Source organism: Pseudomonas entomophila (assembly GCF_013523165.1).
GTDB lineage: Bacteria > Pseudomonadota > Gammaproteobacteria > Pseudomonadales > Pseudomonadaceae > Aquipseudomonas > Aquipseudomonas entomophila_A.
On the sequence record NZ_JAAMQI010000010.1, the window covers coordinates 1 to 16,785 of the forward strand.

At 64.3% G+C, this 16,785-nt stretch carries 13 protein-coding genes; 10 read left to right on the forward strand and 3 right to left on the reverse strand.

Annotated features, from left to right (window positions below; all coding sequences use genetic code 11):
- Window positions 1-236: 236 nt before the first annotated feature.
- Window positions 237-590: a hypothetical protein gene (locus G7Z99_RS10135; RefSeq protein WP_181093572.1), complete on the reverse strand. Its 354-nt coding sequence runs from the start codon at window positions 588-590 to the stop codon at window positions 237-239.
- A 329-nt stretch (window positions 591-919) separates the two neighbouring features.
- On the opposite strand from G7Z99_RS10135, the gene G7Z99_RS10140 reads away from it, so the two are divergent.
- Window positions 920-5,773 carry an NAD-glutamate dehydrogenase gene (locus tag G7Z99_RS10140; protein ID WP_181093573.1) on the forward strand — a complete coding sequence of 1,618 codons (4,854 nt, stop codon included), beginning with the start codon at window positions 920-922 and terminating at the stop codon, window positions 5,771-5,773.
- Window positions 5,774-6,006: 233 nt separating this feature from the next.
- Here G7Z99_RS10140 and ppsR read toward each other — a convergent pair whose 3' ends face one another.
- Window positions 6,007-6,825 carry a posphoenolpyruvate synthetase regulatory kinase/phosphorylase PpsR gene (gene ppsR, locus G7Z99_RS10145; protein WP_181093574.1) on the reverse strand — a complete coding sequence of 273 codons (819 nt, stop codon included), beginning with the start codon at window positions 6,823-6,825 and terminating at the stop codon, window positions 6,007-6,009.
- A 175-nt stretch (window positions 6,826-7,000) separates the two neighbouring features.
- On the opposite strand from ppsR, the gene ppsA reads away from it, so the two are divergent.
- From ppsA to G7Z99_RS10190, 9 genes are all read left to right on the forward strand, one after another.
- Window positions 7,001-9,376, forward strand: coding sequence for a phosphoenolpyruvate synthase (gene ppsA, locus G7Z99_RS10150; protein WP_181093575.1), 2,376 nt, complete (start codon window positions 7,001-7,003; stop codon window positions 9,374-9,376).
- Between the two features lie 95 nt (window positions 9,377-9,471).
- The gene (locus G7Z99_RS10155) at window positions 9,472-10,464 is read left to right on the forward strand and encodes an alpha/beta fold hydrolase (RefSeq protein ID WP_181093576.1); all 993 of its coding nucleotides are present in this window, start codon (window positions 9,472-9,474) and stop codon (window positions 10,462-10,464) included.
- Between the two features lie 103 nt (window positions 10,465-10,567).
- On the forward strand, window positions 10,568-11,059 hold the full coding sequence (gene rraA / locus G7Z99_RS10160; protein WP_181093577.1) for a ribonuclease E activity regulator RraA: 492 nt from the start codon (window positions 10,568-10,570) through the stop codon (window positions 11,057-11,059).
- 27 nt (window positions 11,060-11,086) lie between these two features.
- Entirely contained in the window at window positions 11,087-12,088 is a 1,002-nt protein-coding gene (locus G7Z99_RS10165; RefSeq protein ID WP_181093578.1) for a zinc transporter ZntB, read from the forward strand.
- Window positions 12,089-12,214: 126 nt separating this feature from the next.
- Window positions 12,215-12,463 carry a CrfX protein gene (locus tag G7Z99_RS10170; protein WP_181093579.1) on the forward strand — a complete coding sequence of 83 codons (249 nt, stop codon included), beginning with the start codon at window positions 12,215-12,217 and terminating at the stop codon, window positions 12,461-12,463.
- Window positions 12,464-12,465: 2 nt separating this feature from the next.
- A complete protein-coding gene (locus G7Z99_RS10175) occupies window positions 12,466-13,290 on the forward strand; it encodes a mechanosensitive ion channel family protein (protein WP_060394270.1) in 825 nt (274 codons plus the stop codon).
- Window positions 13,291-13,378: 88 nt separating this feature from the next.
- Complete coding sequence (gene sigX / locus G7Z99_RS10180) at window positions 13,379-13,969, forward strand: RNA polymerase sigma factor SigX (RefSeq protein WP_181093700.1); 591 nt, start codon at window positions 13,379-13,381, stop codon at window positions 13,967-13,969.
- 110 nt (window positions 13,970-14,079) lie between these two features.
- Window positions 14,080-15,123, forward strand: coding sequence for an OmpA family protein (locus tag G7Z99_RS10185; protein WP_181093580.1), 1,044 nt, complete (start codon window positions 14,080-14,082; stop codon window positions 15,121-15,123).
- A gap of 229 nt (window positions 15,124-15,352) precedes the next feature.
- A complete protein-coding gene (locus G7Z99_RS10190; RefSeq protein WP_181093581.1) occupies window positions 15,353-16,375 on the forward strand; it encodes a quinone-dependent dihydroorotate dehydrogenase in 1,023 nt (340 codons plus the stop codon).
- 95 nt (window positions 16,376-16,470) lie between these two features.
- Here G7Z99_RS10190 and rmf read toward each other — a convergent pair whose 3' ends face one another.
- A complete protein-coding gene (gene rmf, locus G7Z99_RS10195) occupies window positions 16,471-16,686 on the reverse strand; it encodes a ribosome modulation factor (RefSeq protein ID WP_085987436.1) in 216 nt (71 codons plus the stop codon).
- Window positions 16,687-16,785: the final 99 nt, after the last annotated feature.

Below are 16,785 nucleotides of genomic sequence, written 5' to 3' on the forward strand. Positions count from 1 at the left end.
CAGCACCATTTCAGCAGCTTGAACTTTGTGTTCTTTCGAATAAGAATTGCGCACTGATTTTGCCTCCAATTGGACGCCATTATAGCGTCCGAAGAAGGTGTCCAAAATCATTAAGCCAGTTCACCCCCGTGCCGCGATCGGGCCCGGCGGGCCCGCAAAACCAGCCCATTGGCCGTTGAATCCGGGCAATGCCCGTCACGCGACGCAGCCTGGCTCCGTCACTCACCCCCGCGCCTTCAGTCCTCTACCACCAACGTCCCGATCCCTTCCAGAATCGTCCGCAACGTGAGCGCCACCTCCTGCCAGTCCTCGCCCTCGGTGCTGTGCAGAATCTCCAGGCGGGTCTGCCCATTGAGCGCATCCCGGTCCCCCTCGGCGACCTCGATCAGCAGCCGCTCGCGGCCCAGCGTCACCGTCAGCGCATCGAGGGTGGAGAAATCCTCGCCCAAGGTCAGGTCGAGCGTGTCCTCGTCCGGGTAGCGCGTCATCAGGAACAGCTGCCCACCGGTGCACGAGCAGCACAGGGTGGCCATGTTCTCTTCTTCTTCATCGCACGGGGTGGCGATCAGCAGGGCGGCGTTGAGTTGCATGCAGTCAGCTTCCATTGAGTCGAGGCGCGATTCTGCCAGCCTTTTGCCCCGACCTGCACCTGCGCCTGCCGAGCGATGACCGAATATGTCGCAGCTCTGCAAGCCGCAGTGACCGGTCAGTCGTTAAGCTGCATGGTCGATGGTCACCCGTAAAGGCACAGCCCTGGGCAGTCGCTTTTGCAGATGGCCATCCTCGGGAACGGATGGGCGCCGAGCACCGTCTCACGCCTGAGTTCCACCGCCAGCAGGCCGGCGCCGGATTTCGGTCGGGCCAGGCCAGGCGGCAACGCGACGCTTCCTACACCAAAAAGCACAAGCGGAGTAAACAGATGGCGTTCTTCACCGCAGCCAGCAAGGCCGACTTCCAGCGACAACTGCAAGCGGCCCTGGCGCAGCACATCAGCGAACAGGCCCTGCCTCAAGTGACCCTGTTCGCCGAGCAGTTCTTCGGCATCATCCCCCTCGAAGAGCTGACCCAGCGCAGGCTGTCCGACCTGATCGGCTCGACCTTGTCGGCCTGGCGAATCATCGAGCGATTCGACCCCCGGCAGCCTCAAGTACGCGTCTACAACCCCGATTACGAGCGCCACGGCTGGCAATCGACCCACACCGTGGTCGAAGTGCTGCATGACGACCTGCCGTTTCTCGTCGACTCCGTGCGGACCGAACTGAACCGTCGCGGCTACAGCATCCATACCCTGCAGACCACCGTGCTGAGCGTACGCCGCGGCGCAGCGGGCGAACTGCTCGAGCTGCTGCCCAAGTCCAGCCAGGGCGAGGGCGTGACCCACGAATCGCTGATGTACCTGGAGATCGACCGCTGCGCCAATGCCGCCGACCTGAGCGTGCTGGCCCGCGAGATCGAGAAGGTCCTGGCCGAAGTGCGCATCGTGGTCGAAGACTTCGAGCCGATGAAGGCCAAGGTCCGCGACCTGCAGGCACTGGTCGAGCAGAGCGCCTTCACCCCTGCCGAAGCCGAGAAGACCGATGTGCAGGGCTTCCTGTCCTGGCTGCTGGACAACCACTTCACCTTCCTGGGTTACGAAGAGTTCGTGGTCGAGGGCGATGCCGGCGGTGGCCACCTGGCCTACGACTCGAACTCCTTCCTGGGCCTGCCCCGCCTGCTGCGCACCGGCCTGAGCGCCGAAGACCTGCGCATCGAGGACTATGCGGTCAGTTACCTGCGCGAACCGCGCCTGCTGTCCTTCGCCAAGGCGTCGCAGCCCAGCCGTGTGCACCGTCCGGGCTACCCGGACTACGTGTCGATCCGCGAGATCGACGCCGACGGCAAGGTCGTCAAGGAATGCCGCTTCATGGGCCTGTACACCTCCTCGGTCTATGCCGAGAGCGTGCACACCATCCCGTACATCCGCAGCAAGGTCGCCGAAGTCGAGCGCCGTTCGCAGTTCGACCCCAAGGCGCACCTGGGCAAGGAACTGACCCAGGTGCTCGAGGTGCTGCCGCGCGACGACCTGTTCCAGACCCCGATCGACGAGCTGTTCAGCACCGTCATGTCGATCGTGCAGATCCAGGAGCGCAACAAGATCCGCGTGTTCCTGCGCAAGGACCCGTACGGGCGCTTCTGCTACTGCCTGGCCTACGTGCCGCGCGAGATCTATTCCACCGAAGTGCGCCAGAAGATCCAGCAGGTCCTGATGGACCGGTTGCAGGCCACCGATTGCGAGTTCTGGACGTTCTTCTCCGAATCGGTTCTGGCACGCGTGCAGTTGATCCTGCGCGTCGACCCGAAGAACCGCATCGAGATCGACCCGCAGCAACTGGAGCACGAAGTGGTCCAGGCCTGCCGGTCGTGGAACGACGACTACTCGGCGCTGGTGGTCGAAAGCTTCGGCGAGGGCAAGGGCACCAACGTGCTGGCCAGCTTCCCGAAAGGCTTCCCGGCCGGGTACCGCGAGCGTTTCGCCCCGCACTCGGCGGTGGTCGATCTGCAGCACGTGGTGGCGTTGTCCGATGACAAGCCGCTGGCCATGAGCTTCTACCAGCCACTGACCCAGGTCGGCGAGCGCCAGCTGCACTGCAAGCTGTACCACGCCGACACGCCCCTGGCGCTGTCGGACGTCCTGCCGATCCTGGAGAACCTCGGCTTGCGCGTGCTGGGCGAGTTCCCCTACCGCCTGCGCCACGCCAATGGCCGCGAGTACTGGATCCACGACTTCGCCTTCACCTACAGCGAAGGCTTGAACCTGGACATCCAGCAGCTCAACGACACGCTGCAGGATGCATTCATCCACATCGTCAACGGCAACGCCGAGAACGATGCCTTCAACCGCCTGGTGCTGACCGCCGGCCTGCCGTGGCGCGACGTGGCGCTGCTGCGAGCCTACGCCCGCTACCTCAAGCAGATCCGCCTGGGCTTCGACCTGGGGTACATCGCCAGCACCCTGAACAACCACACCGACATCGCCCGCGAGTTGACCCGGTTGTTCAAGACCCGCTTCTACCTGGCGCGCAAGCTGACCCAGGACGACCTGGACGACAAGCAGCAGCGTCTGGAGCAGGCCATCGTCACCGCTCTGGACGACGTCCAGGTGCTCAACGAGGACCGCATCCTGCGCCGCTACCTGGACCTGATCAAGGCCACGCTGCGCACCAACTTCTACCAGCCTGACGCCAACGGCCAGCCCAAGAGCTACTTCAGCTTCAAGTTCAACCCGCGCGCCATTCCAGATCTGCCCAAGCCGGTGCCGAAGTTCGAAATCTTCGTCTACTCGCCGCGGGTCGAGGGGGTGCACCTGCGCTTTGGCAACGTGGCCCGTGGCGGCCTGCGCTGGTCCGACCGCGAAGAAGACTTCCGCACCGAAGTGCTCGGCCTGGTCAAGGCCCAGCAGGTGAAGAACTCGGTCATCGTGCCGGTGGGCGCCAAGGGCGGCTTCCTGCCGCGACGCCTGCCCCTGGGCGGCAGCCGCGACGACATCCAGGCCGAAGGCATCGCCTGCTACCGGATCTTCATCTCGGGCCTGCTGGACATCACCGACAACCTGCGCGAAGGCGAGGTGGTCCCACCGGCCAACGTGGTGCGTCACGACGATGACGACCCCTACCTGGTGGTGGCGGCGGACAAGGGCACCGCGACGTTCTCCGACATCGCCAACGGCATCGCCATCGACTATGGCTTCTGGCTGGGCGATGCCTTCGCCTCGGGTGGCTCGGCGGGGTACGACCACAAGAAGATGGGCATCACCGCCCGTGGCGCCTGGGTCGGCGTGCAGCGGCACTTCCGCGAGCGCGGCATCAACGTCCAGGAAGACCCGGTCACCGTGATCGGCATCGGCGACATGGCCGGTGACGTGTTCGGCAACGGTCTGCTGATGTCCGACAAGCTCAAGCTGGTGGCGGCCTTCAACCACCTGCACATCTTCATCGACCCGAACCCGGATCCGGCGCGCAGCTTCGCCGAGCGCCAGCGCCTGTTCGACCTGCCGCGTTCGGCCTGGACCGACTACGACAGCAGCCTGATCTCCGAGGGTGGCGGGATCTTCCCGCGCAGCGCCAAGAGCATCGGCATCACTGCACAGATGAAGGAACGCTTCGCCATCGAAGCCGACCGACTGACCCCGACCGAGCTGCTGCACGCCTTGCTCAAGGCGCCGGTGGACCTGCTCTGGAACGGCGGCATCGGCACCTACGTCAAGTCCAGCCGCGAGAGTCACGCTGATGTCGGCGACAAGGCCAACGACGCGCTGCGCGTCGACGGCAACGAGCTGCGCTGCAAGGTGGTGGGCGAAGGCGGCAACCTGGGCATGACCCAGCTCGGCCGGGTCGAGTTCGGCCTTCACGGCGGCGCCACCAACACCGACTTCATCGACAACGCCGGTGGCGTGGATTGCTCCGACCACGAAGTCAACATCAAGATCCTGCTCAACGAAGTGCTGCAGGCCGGCGACATGACCGAGAAGCAGCGCAACCAGCTGCTGGGCAGCATGACCGAGGAAGTCGGCACGCTGGTGCTGGGCAACAACTACAAGCAGACCCAGGCGCTGTCGCTCGCCGCACGCCGGGCTCGGGAGCGCATCGCCGAGTACAAGCGGCTGATGGCCGACCTCGAGGCGCGTGGCAAGCTCGATCGCGCGATCGAGTTCCTGCCCACCGAAGAGCAGCTGGCCGAACGCCTGGCCGCTGGCCAGGGGCTGACCCGTGCCGAGCTGTCGGTGCTGATCTCCTACAGCAAGATCGACCTCAAGGAGCAGCTGCTCAAGTCCCAGGTCCCGGATGACGACTACCTGACGCGCGACATGGAAACCGCGTTCCCGCCATCGCTGGTGCACACGTTCGCCGCCGCGATGCGCCGTCACCGGCTCAAGCGCGAGATCGTCAGCACCCAGATCGCCAACGACCTGGTCAACAACATGGGCATCACCTTCGTCCAGCGGCTGAAGGAGTCCACTGGCGCCAGCCCGGCCAATGTCGCCGGGGCCTACGTGACGGTGCGCGACGTGTTCCACCTGCCACACTGGTTCCGCCAGATCGAGGCGCTGGACTACCAGGTGCCGGCCGAGATCCAGCTGACCCTGATGGACGAGCTGATGCGCCTGGGCCGTCGGGCCACGCGCTGGTTCCTGCGCAACCGCCGTGGCGAACAGGATGCCGGCCGTGACGTGGCGCACTTCGGGCCGATCATCGCGCGCCTGGGCCTCAAGCTCGACGAGCTGCTCGAGGGCCCGACCCGCGAACGCTGGCAGGTGCGCTACCAGAGCTTCGTCAAGGCTGGTGTGCCAGAGCTGCTGGCGCGCATGGTGGCCGGTACCACGCACCTGTACGCGCTGTTGCCGATCATCGAAGCCTCCGACGTCACCGGGCACGATCCGGCCCAGGTGGCCCAGGCCTTCTTCGCCGTGGCCAGCTCGCTGGACCTGACCTGGTACCTGCAGGAAATCGGCAACCTGCCGGTGGAAAACAACTGGCAGGCCCTGGCCCGTGAAGCGTTCCGCGACGACATCGACCTGCAGCAGCGCGCGATCACCATCTCCGTGCTGCAGATGGCCGATGCCCCGCAGAACATGGACGAGCGTGTGGCGCTCTGGTGCGAACAGCACCGGCCGATGGTCGAGCGCTGGAAGGCCATGCTCGAAGACCTGCGCAACGCCAGTGGCAACGACTACGCCATGTATGCGGTGGCCAACCGTGAGCTGGTGGACTTGGCGTTGAGCGGGCAGGGGCAGTAAGCGGGAGGACATTGAAGGAAAGGGCCTGTGCCGCCGTGTGCAGGCCTTCTTTCACGTTGAAGCGGGTAAAGCTTGGGGCCGCGTTGCGGCCCATCGCGGCACGGGGGCCGCTCCTACAGGTGGATCGCGCGATGTTTTAATTCAGCGCTACGGTCCCATGTGTGCGCCCCCCGTGCCGCGATGGGCCGCAACGCGGCCCCAGGGCTTTTAACAAACCTTATCTGTAACCACCCTCACTTGAACCGCCGCTCCACCCCTTTCTCCACCAGGATCTTCGCCGAAATCTCCTCGACCGAGAAATGCGTCGAGTTGATGTGGGCGATGTTTTCCCGCCGGAACAAACTCTCCACCTCCCGCACCTCGAACTCGCATTGCGCGAAGCTCGAGTACCGGCTATTGGGCTTGCGCTCGTGGCGAATGGCAGTCAACCGGTCGGGGTCGATGGTCAGGCCGAACAGCTTGTGCTGGTACTTTTTCAGTACCGCCGGCAACTGCAGCCGCTCCATGTCGTCCTCGGTCAGCGGGTAGTTGGCCGCACGGATGCCGAACTGCATGGCCATGTACAGGCAGGTCGGGGTCTTGCCACATCGGGACACACCCACCAGAATCAGGTCCGCCTTGTCGTAGTAGTGGGTGCGGGCGCCGTCGTCGTTGTCCAGGGCGAAGTTCACCGCTTCGATGCGCTCCATGTAGTTGGAGTTGCCGCCGATGGAGTGCGACTTTCCCACCGAGTACGACGAATGCGCGGTCAGTTCCTGCTCCAGGGGCGCGAGGAAGGTCGAGAAGATGTCGATCATGAAGCCATTGGACGTGGCCAGGACTTCGCGGATGTCCTGGTTGACGATGGTGTCGAAGATGATCGGCCTGACCCCGTCGCGCTCGGCAGCGGCATTGATCTGCTGGACCATGGCCCGTGCCTTGTCGAGGGTATCGATGTACGGGCGGGTAAATTTGTTGAAGGGAATGGTATCGAATTGGGCCAGCAGGCTCTGACCCAGGGTCTCGGCGGTGATGCCGGTGCCGTCGGAAATAAAGAATGCGGTTCGCTTCATGGGCACCCTGGACCTTGGCTGATGGCGCGCGTGGGATATGATAAGTTCGTTTTGTCGTATGCAGCGGTCGACAGTTTCACTTATTTTCCAGGTCAGGACTACACACGCTCGACGCCTCATTCCTCGAGGAGCGAGCACTTCCCGCTTTTCCAAAACAATCAGTGGAGAGATCACCTTGGTAGAGTACGTAGTTTCCCTCGATAAGCTCGGCGTCCATGATGTGGAGCACGTAGGGGGCAAGAACGCCTCCCTGGGCGAGATGATCAGCAACCTCGCCGGGGCCGGTGTCTCGGTGCCAGGCGGCTTCGCCACTACGGCTCAGGCCTACCGCGACTTTCTCGAGCAGAGCGGCCTGAACGACCGCATCCACGCCGCCCTGGACGCCCTGGACGTCGACGACATCGCAGCCCTGACCCAGACCGGCGCGCAGATCCGCCAGTGGGTCATGGACGCCGAGTTCCCCCCGCGCCTGGACGCCGAGATACGCCGCGCCTTCGCCGAGATGGCCGCCGGCAACGACACCATGGCCGTCGCCGTGCGCTCCTCGGCCACCGCCGAAGACCTGCCGGACGCCTCCTTCGCCGGCCAGCAGGAGACCTTCCTCAACATCCGTGGCGTCGACAACGTGATCCGCGCCGCCAAGGAAGTCTTCGCCTCGCTGTTCAACGACCGTGCCATCGCCTACCGCGTGCACCAGGGCTTCGACCACAAGCTGGTGGCCCTGTCCGCCGGCGTGCAGCGCATGGTCCGCTCCGAGACCGGCACGGCCGGCGTGATGTTCACCCTCGACACCGAGTCGGGCTTTCGCGACGTGGTGTTCATCACCGGCGCCTACGGCCTGGGCGAGACCGTGGTCCAAGGCGCGGTGAACCCGGACGAATTCTACGTGCACAAGGCCACCCTGCAGGCCGGGCGCCCGGCGATCCTGCGCCGCAACCTGGGCAGCAAGGCCATCAAGATGATCTACGGCGACGAAGCCAAGGCCGGCCGCTCGGTCAAGACCGTCGACGTCGACCGCACCGAGCGCGCGCGCTTCTGCCTGAGCGACGCCGAAGTCGCCGAGCTGGCCAAGCAGGCCATGATCATCGAGCAGCACTACCAGCGGCCGATGGACATCGAGTGGGCCAAGGACGGCGACGACGGCCAGCTGTACATCGTCCAGGCGCGCCCCGAGACGGTGAAGAGCCGCTCCAGCGGCAACGTCATGGAACGCTACCTGCTCAAGGAAAAAGGCACCGTGCTGGTCGAAGGCCGGGCCATCGGCCAGCGCATCGGCGCCGGCAAGGTGCGGGTGATCAAGGACGTGTCGGAGATGGACAAGGTCCAGCCTGGCGACGTGCTGGTCTCGGACATGACCGACCCGGACTGGGAGCCGGTGATGAAGCGCGCCAGCGCCATCGTCACCAACCGCGGCGGGCGCACCTGCCACGCGGCGATCATCGCTCGTGAGCTGGGCATCCCGGCGGTGGTGGGCTGCGGCAACGCCACCCAGCTGCTCGAGGATGGCCAGGGCGTGACCGTGTCCTGCGCCGAGGGCGATACCGGCTACATCTTCGAGGGCGAACTGGGCTTTGACATCAAGCAGAACTCGGTCGATGCCATGCCCGAGCTGCCGTTCAAGATCATGATGAACGTCGGCAACCCCGACCGCGCCTTCGACTTCGCCCAGCTGCCCAACGCCGGGGTCGGCCTGGCGCGCCTGGAGTTCATCATCAACCGCATGATCGGCGTGCACCCCAAGGCCCTGCTGAACTACGCCGGCCTGCCGCCGGAACTCAAGGACAGCGTCGACAAGCGCATCGCCGGCTACGATGACCCGGTGGGCTTCTATGTCGAGAAGCTGGTCGAGGGCATCAGCACCCTGGCAGCGGCCTTCTACCCGAAAAAGGTCATCGTGCGCCTGTCGGACTTCAAGTCCAACGAGTACGCCAACCTGATCGGCGGCAAGCTGTACGAGCCGGAAGAAGAAAACCCCATGCTGGGCTTCCGCGGTGCTTCGCGCTACATCAGCGAGGCGTTCCGTGACTGCTTCGAGCTCGAGTGCCGGGCGCTCAAGCGCGTGCGCAACGAGATGGGCCTGACCAACGTCGAGATCATGGTGCCGTTCGTGCGTACCTTGGGCGAGGCCAGCCAGGTCGTCGACCTGCTCGCCGAAAACGGCCTGGCCCGTGGCGACAACGGCCTGCGCGTGATCATGATGTGCGAGCTGCCGTCCAACGCCCTGCTGGCCGAGGAGTTCCTGGAGTACTTCGACGGCTTCTCCATCGGCTCCAACGACCTGACCCAGCTGACCCTGGGCCTGGACCGTGATTCGGGTATCATTGCGCACCTGTTCGACGAGCGTAACCCGGCGGTGAAGAAGCTGCTGGCCAATGCCATCGCTGCCTGCAACAAGGCGGGCAAGTACATCGGCATCTGCGGCCAGGGGCCTTCGGACCATCCGGACCTGGCCAAGTGGCTGATGGAGCAAGGCATCGAAAGCGTGTCGCTGAACCCGGACTCGGTGCTCGAGACCTGGTTCTTCCTGGCAGAAAACCAGGGCGCCGCTTGATGTGATGAGGCGCGGGCGTGCCTGGCACGCCCGTGTGTGGATCTTTCAGGGCGAGGCTCAGCGATGAGCCTTGCCCTTTTTCGTACAAGTACCTTATGCAAAGCAGCAGTACCCTGTTTCCCGTGGCGTTGCTCAGTGCCGAGCGACGCGGCGACCTCAGCGAAGACGTCTACCGCATCAAGGCCGGCACCGGGGCGGACCCGTCGGTCGAACTGGCCGTGACCCGCCTGGGCCTGGCCAGCGAAACGCAGGCGAGTGGCGTGCCGGTGATCCTGCTGCATGGCAGCTTCTCCAATCGGCGTTTCTGGTTCTCTCCCAAGGGCATCGGCCTGGGCGCGTTCCTGGTGCGTGCCGGGTTCGATGTCTGGATTCCCGAGATGCGCGGCCATGGGCTATCGCCGCGCAATCGTCGCTGGCGCGACAACCGCGTGGCCGACTATGCCCGCGAAGACCTGCCGGCGATTGCCGCGTTCGTCCAGGAACAGTCCGGGCAAACGCCGCACTGGGTGGGTCACTCCCTGGGCGGCATCACCTTGGCCGCTGCCTTGGGCGGCGGGCACCTGGCGGCGAGCCAGGTGGCCAGCGTCGCCCTGTTCGGTACCCAGGTCAGCCACTTTTCGTGGGCCTTGAAGGTGCCGCTGGTGGAATGGTTCGCCCGGCGTGTGCTCAAGCGCTGCGCACAAGTCTCGGGGCCACGCCTGAAACGCGGCCCGGAAGACGAGCCGGTCGGCCTGGTCATCGAGGTGATGCGCTGGCATGGGCTGTTCGGTCGCTTCGGCGAAGGCCAGCATGATTGGTGGGCAGGCCTGGCCCAGGTCGAGGTGCCCATGCTGGCGGTGACCAGCCGCACCGACGCCCAGGACCCTGCCTGGGCCTGCCAGGCGTTGTTCGAGCAGGTGGGCAGCCCGCGCAAGCGCTTCCTGTGCCTGGGGCAGGAGCCCGGCTTCGCTGCGCTGGGGCATGTCGAGATGCTGGTGAGCAAGCAGGCCCAGGCGCAGGTCTGGCCGCTGGTACGCCAGTGGCTCGAACGGCCTGACACGCTCTTGCCCGAAGCGATGGCACCAGCGGGCGAGGCGGTGACGGGCTGAACATCGATTTGACCCGGTGGCGAGCCTGAAGGATGATCGCTCAGGCCCACGCCCACCTGCGTGGCAAAGCCCTTCGACAGCCCGCGAATCAAAGGAGTGTGCCATGCAGCATTACCTGACGCCTGACCTGTGCGATGCCTACCCGGACCTGGTCCAGGTGCTGGAACCGATGTTCAGCAACTTCGGAGGCCGTGATTCCTTTGGCGGGCCGATCGTCACCCTCAAGTGCTTCGAAGACAACTCCAAGGTTCGCGAGCAGGTCGAGCAGCCGGGCGAGGGCAGGGTGCTGGTGGTCGATGGCGGTGGCTCGCTGCGGCGCGCGCTGCTGGGCGACATGCTCGCCGCCAAGGCCGCCAGCAATGGTTGGGCAGGCCTGTTGATCTACGGCTGCGTGCGCGACGTGGATGCGCTGGCGCAGACCGACGTCGGTGTGCAGGCGCTGGCCAGCCATCCGCTCGCCACCGAAAAGCGCGGCCTGGGCGACCTCGGTGTGCCGGTCACGTTCGCGGGCGTGACCTTTCACCCCGGTCACTATCTGTACGCCGACAATAACGGCGTGATCGTATCCCCCAGCCCGTTGCACATGCCGGAGTGACGTGCCACGGGCGTCGTTGGAGCAGGAATGTTCGAGGAAGAAAACGCCCAGTGGGGCCTGGTGCATGCCCTGGTGCTCGATGGCCAGGGCGGCGCGCGTTCGATCGCCCGCACTGACCTGGATGGGCTGCACCTGCAGCCTGAAGAAAGCCTCTGGCTGCACTGGGACCGCGGTCATCCGCAGACCCGTGAATGGCTGCTGCGCGACAGCGGCGTGAGCGAGTTCGCCACCGAACTGCTGCTGGAAGAGAACACCCGTCCGCGCTTGTTGCCGCAGGCCCGCGAGGCGCTGCTGCTGTTCCTGCGCGGGGTCAACCTGAACCCGGGCGCCGAACCTGAAGACATGGTGTCGGTGCGCATCTTCGCCGACGCGCGCCGTGTCATTTCGCTGCGCCTGCGCCCCTTGCGCGCCAGCGACGAGCTGCTGCAGCAACTGGCCGAAGGGCGCGGGCCCAGGAACGCCTCCGAGCTGCTGCTGGTGATGGGCGAGCTGTTGACCGACAAGGTCCAGGCGCTGGTCGCCGACCTCAGCGAGCGGGTCGACGACGAGGAAGAGCGGGTCGATGCCGACGAACGCTACACGCCGGCCCACGGCAGCCTGCAGCAGATTCGCCGTCGGGCGGCCGCGCTGCGGCGTTTCCTGGCGCCGCAGCGTGACATCTATGCGCAGCTGGCCCGGCACAAGTGGAGCTGGTTCGCCGACAGCGACCTGGACTACTGGAACGAGCTGAGCAACAGCCTGATCCGCCACCTCGAGGAGCTGGAGCTGACCCGCGAGCGGGCCGCGTTGCTGCTGGAGAGCGAGGACCGTCGGCGTGGCGAGCGCATGAACATGACCATGTACCGCTTCGGCATCATCACCTGCATCTTCCTGCCCATGAGCTTTCTCACGGGGCTGCTGGGCATCAACGTCGGCGGCATTCCAGGGGCGGACAACCCGCACGGGTTCCTCTATGCCAGCCTGCTGGTGCTTGCCCTGGCCGTCGGGCAATGGTGGCTGTTTCGCAAGCTGCGCTGGACCGAACCATGACCGGCGCGCTCCGCCTGACGGCCTGCCAAGGGGGCATGGCCGCCTCGCTCGACACATTTAGCCACCTGGCAGGTGTGACCGATGCCCCGGCAGCCTCGTCTTTGACTCACATTGCGCGAGGTGCCCATGCACGATCCGTTTGAAGAATCCCTGCGCGACCTGCTCAAGGCGTCGCCGTCCGGCAAGGACCGAGACGACGCCGCCTGCCTGGGTCGCGTTCTCAAAACCGCCAACCGCCAGGTCGGTGCGGGCGATCTGTTCTCGTTGCTGGGCCGCTGCGTCCAGGGCCTGATGATCGCCGTCAACAACGGCTCGGCGCATGTCGCGCCGGTGCGTCGTACCCCTGCCGCTGGCAACGCTGATAAGGCCGACTGAATATGGAACTCGATCTGTGGACCCAGAGCCTGGTCACTGCCATGACCGCCCTCTGGACCAAGGTGGCTAACTTCATCCCCAACCTGTTCGGCGCCCTGGTCGTGGTGCTGCTGGGCTTCGTCGTCGCCAAGCTGCTCGACACCCTGTTGTCCAAGCTGCTGGCCAAGCTCGGCCTGGACCGCCTGATGAGCGGCACCGGCCTGACCAAGATGCTCGGCCGGGTCGGCATCCAGGTACCGATCTCGACCCTGATCGGCAAGATCGTCTACTGGTTCGTGCTGCTCATCTTCCTGGTCTCGGCCGCCGAGTCGCTGGGCCTGGAGCGGGTGTCCTCGACCCTGGACATGCTGGCGTTGTACCTGCCAAAAGTCTTCGGCGCCGCCATCGTGCTGCTGGCTGGCGTCCTGCTCGCCCAACTGGTCAACGGCCTGACGCGCGGCGCAGCCGAAGGCATCGGGCTGGAGTACGCCGCCGGGGTGGGGCGCATCGCCCAAGGGCTGGTGATCCTCATCAGCATCTCGGTGGCGATCAGCCAGCTGGAGGTCAAGACCGACCTGCTCAACCACGTCATCGTCATCGGTTTGATTACCGTTGGTCTGGCCGTTGCCTTGGCCATGGGCCTGGGCAGCCGTGAGATCGCCGGGCAGATCATGGCCGGGATCTACGTGCGCGAACTGTTCCAGGTGGGACAAGAGGTGCGGATTGGCGAGGTCGAAGGGCAGATCGAAGAGATCGGCACGGTCAAGACCACGCTGCTGACCGACGAGGGCGAGCTGGTCTCGGTCTCCAACCGCGAGCTGCTCGAGCGACACGTCAGTCGCCGCTGACCGTCGAAAAGCTGTTACTGTATGCCGCCGCGAAAACGGGCCCCTGGGCCACGCGGCGACATTGTCCTGACTGTCGGCCAGATTCGTGTTGAATAAAGCTCATCCGCTGCCCATGCGCTATGACCCCCACGCACTCTCCGACGAGGAGCTGGTGGCGCGTTCGCATGAGGAGCTGTTTCACGTGACGCGCGCCTATGAAGAACTCATGCGGCGCTACCAGCGCACCCTGTTCAACGTCTGCGCGCGTTATCTCGGGAACGACCGGGACGCCGACGATGTCTGTCAGGAAGTGATGCTGAAAGTGCTGTATGGCCTGAAGAATTTCGAGGGGAAATCGAAATTCAAGACCTGGCTCTACAGCATCACCTACAACGAATGCATCACCCAGTACCGAAAGGAGCGCCGCAAGCGCCGGTTGATGGATGCCTTGAGCTTGGATCCTCTCGAAGAGGCGTCCGAGGACAAGGCACCGAAGGCCGAGGAAAAGGGCGGGCTGGACCGCTGGTTGGTTCATGTCAACCCGATCGACAGGGAAATCTTGGTGTTGCGCTTCGTTGCAGAACTGGAATTTCAAGAAATCGCAGATATCATGCACATGGGCTTGAGCGCGACGAAGATGCGGTACAAGCGCGCACTCGACAAATTAAGGGAAAAATTTGCGGGTGGGGCTGAAACTTAGTCGCGTGTAGGGTTCTCTAACGCACCGGCGAGTCTGCTAGACTGGCCGCCAAGCCGTCCTACTGCTGCAGGGTAGGGGGGCTTAACTATCACCAGATGGGGATTTAACGGATGAAACTGAAAAACACCTTGGGCTTGGCCATTGGTTCGCTCGTAGCCGCCACCTCGATTGGCGCTATGGCACAAGGCCAAGGCGCTGTCGAAACTGAAATCTTCTACAAGAAAGAATTCTTCGACAGCCAGCGCGACTTCAAGAACGACGGCAACCTGTTCGGTGGCTCGGTCGGCTACTTCCTGACCGACGACGTTGAACTGCGTCTGGGCTACGACGAAGTCCACAACGCCCGTGGCGACGACGGCAAGAACATCAAGGGCTCCAACACTGCCCTGGACGCCGTTTACCACTTCAACAACCCGTACGACGCCATCCGTCCGTACGTGTCGGCTGGTTTCTCTCACCAGTCCGTCGGCCAGAGCTTCCGCGGCGGCCGCGACCACTCCACCTTCGCCAACCTGGGCGCTGGTGCCAAGTGGTACATCACTGACATGTTCTACGCCCGTGCCGGCGTTGAAGCTCAGTACAACATCGACCAGGGTGACACCGAGTGGGCACCAAGCGTCGGCGTCGGCCTGAACTTCGGTGGCAGCCCGAAAACCGCAGAATCGGCTCCAGTCGCTCCAGCACCTGTTGCTGACGTCTGCACCGACAGCGACAACGACGGCGTGTGCGACAACGTCGACAAGTGCCCGGACACCCCGGCCAACGTCACCGTTGACGCCGACGGCTGCCCAGCTGTTGCTGAAGTCGTTCGTGTCGAGCTGGACGTCAAGTTCGACTTCGACAAGTCGGTCGTGAAGCCAAACAGCTATGGCGACATCAAGAACCTGGCTGACTTCATGAAGCAGTACCCACAGACCACCACCACCGTTGAAGGTCACACTGACTCCGTCGGTCCAGACGCCTACAACCAGAAGCTGTCCGAGCGTCGTGCCAATGCTGTCAAGCAAGTGCTGACCCAGCAGTACGGTGTAGAGTCCAGCCGTGTTGATTCGGTTGGCTACGGCGAAAGCCGTCCGGTCGCTGACAACGCTACCGAAGAAGGCCGTGCTGTCAACCGTCGCGTTGAAGCTCAGGTCGAAGCTCAAGCCAAGTAATTGGTCTGATGCTTGACGAAAAACCCGGCTTCGGCCGGGTTTTTCCGTTTCTGCGTCACCCCTTTCGTCGTCCTCGACCCTGAGGATCTCGTCGAACAGCCTGCGCGTGTCGAGGCGTGTTCATCGTCGCAAAACCTGCAAGATGACGGTCGAGCGCACAGATACCCTGTCGCCCGCGCCAGGGGCTGGCTATAATCGCCTCCTCACTCACGTCGAGTCTTGCCTGCCCATGTATAACCTGGCCCGCCAGCTGCTGTTCACGCTTTCCCCGGAAACCTCCCACGACCTGTCGCTGGACCTCATCGGTGCCGGTGGCCGCCTGGGACTCAATGGCAAGCTGTGCAAGCAGCCTTCGTCCTGGCCGGTCACGGTGATGGGCCTGGACTTTCCCAATCCGGTAGGGCTGGCAGCAGGGCTGGACAAGAACGGCGCGGCCATCGACGGGTTCGGTCAGCTGGGCTTCGGCTTCGTCGAGATCGGCACCGTCACGCCACGGCCGCAGCCGGGCAACCCCAAGCCGCGTCTGTTCCGCCTGCCCGAGGCCACGGCTATCATCAACCGCATGGGTTTCAATAACCTGGGGGTCGATCATCTGCTGGCCCGCGTGCGCGCGGCCCGCTACACCGGGGTGTTGGGGATCAACATCGGCAAGAACGCCGACACGCCGGTCGAACGTGCGGTCGATGACTACCTGATCGGCCTGAGCAAGGTGTATGCCGATGCCAGCTACATCACCGTCAACGTCAGCTCGCCCAACACGCCGGGCCTGCGTACCCTGCAGTTCGGCGACTCGCTCAAGCAGCTGCTCGAGGCCTTGGCGACGCGTCGTGAGCAATTGACGTCGAACTACGGCCGGCGCGTACCGCTGGCCATCAAGATCGCGCCGGACATGACCGACGAGGAGACCGCCCTGGTTGCCGCGGCCTTGCTCGAGTCGGGCATGGATGCGGTCATCGCCACCAATACCACCCTGGGCCGCGAGGGCGTCGAAGGTTTGCCGTTCGCAGGCGAGGCGGGCGGTCTGTCAGGCGCGCCGGTGTTGCACAAGAGCACGCACACGGTCAAGGTGCTGGCTGGCGAGCTGGCCGGGCGGATGCCGATCATCGCTGCCGGTGGCATTACCGAAGGGCGCCACGCGGCCGAAAAGATCGCTGCCGGTGCCAGCCTGGTGCAGATCTATTCGGGCTTCATCTACAAGGGCCCGTCGCTGATTCGTGAATCGGTCGACGCGATCGCTGCGCTGCGCCGCTGATCGGCGCCCATGAAAAAGGGCCCCTGCAAGGGGCCCCTTGGGCGTCAGCCCGTCGCGCCAATGAGCGCGTCATGTGAGTGGAGTCAAAACCTCATTCAGCCAACGGCATGATTCTCGTTGAGTCGATGGATACCTGCAGTGCCGGTCAAACCGTCCCAGTTGTCGCCGCGCCCTTCGCGCCAGCCGTTGATCCAGGCCTGACGCACTGGAGCCAGACTGAACGGGCAAAGTTCGCGGGATTTGCCGGTGACCCCGTACTGGTAGCCACGTGAATATGCTCTTTCCAACGGATCACGCTTAAGTCTTCTCATAGGGTACTTCCCTCACTTGTTGACTGTATGTCCCGTCGGCCTCCTGGAGGCCGGGCAGACTGGGTCTGCCGGTAATGCGCTCGCTGCCGGCGTCGCGAG

Bases quoted from the DNA above. Each gene is read 5' to 3' on its own strand.
- G7Z99_RS10135 (WP_181093572.1), bottom strand. From the start codon at position 590: ATGCAACTCAACGCCGCCCTGCTGATCGCCACCCCGTGCGATGAAGAA.
- G7Z99_RS10140 (WP_181093573.1), top strand. From the start codon at position 920: ATGGCGTTCTTCACCGCAGCCAGCAAGGCCGACTTCCAGCGACAACTG.
- ppsR (WP_181093574.1), bottom strand. From the start codon at position 6,825: ATGAAGCGAACCGCATTCTTTATTTCCGACGGCACCGGCATCACCGCC.
- G7Z99_RS10155 (WP_181093576.1), top strand. From the start codon at position 9,472: ATGCAAAGCAGCAGTACCCTGTTTCCCGTGGCGTTGCTCAGTGCCGAG.
- rraA (WP_181093577.1), top strand. From the start codon at position 10,568: ATGCAGCATTACCTGACGCCTGACCTGTGCGATGCCTACCCGGACCTG.
- G7Z99_RS10165 (WP_181093578.1), top strand. From the start codon at position 11,087: ATGTTCGAGGAAGAAAACGCCCAGTGGGGCCTGGTGCATGCCCTGGTG.
- G7Z99_RS10170 (WP_181093579.1), top strand. From the start codon at position 12,215: ATGCACGATCCGTTTGAAGAATCCCTGCGCGACCTGCTCAAGGCGTCG.
- G7Z99_RS10175 (WP_060394270.1), top strand. From the start codon at position 12,466: ATGGAACTCGATCTGTGGACCCAGAGCCTGGTCACTGCCATGACCGCC.
- G7Z99_RS10185 (WP_181093580.1), top strand. From the start codon at position 14,080: ATGAAACTGAAAAACACCTTGGGCTTGGCCATTGGTTCGCTCGTAGCC.
- G7Z99_RS10190 (WP_181093581.1), top strand. From the start codon at position 15,353: ATGTATAACCTGGCCCGCCAGCTGCTGTTCACGCTTTCCCCGGAAACC.
- rmf (WP_085987436.1), bottom strand. From the start codon at position 16,686: ATGAGAAGACTTAAGCGTGATCCGTTGGAAAGAGCATATTCACGTGGC.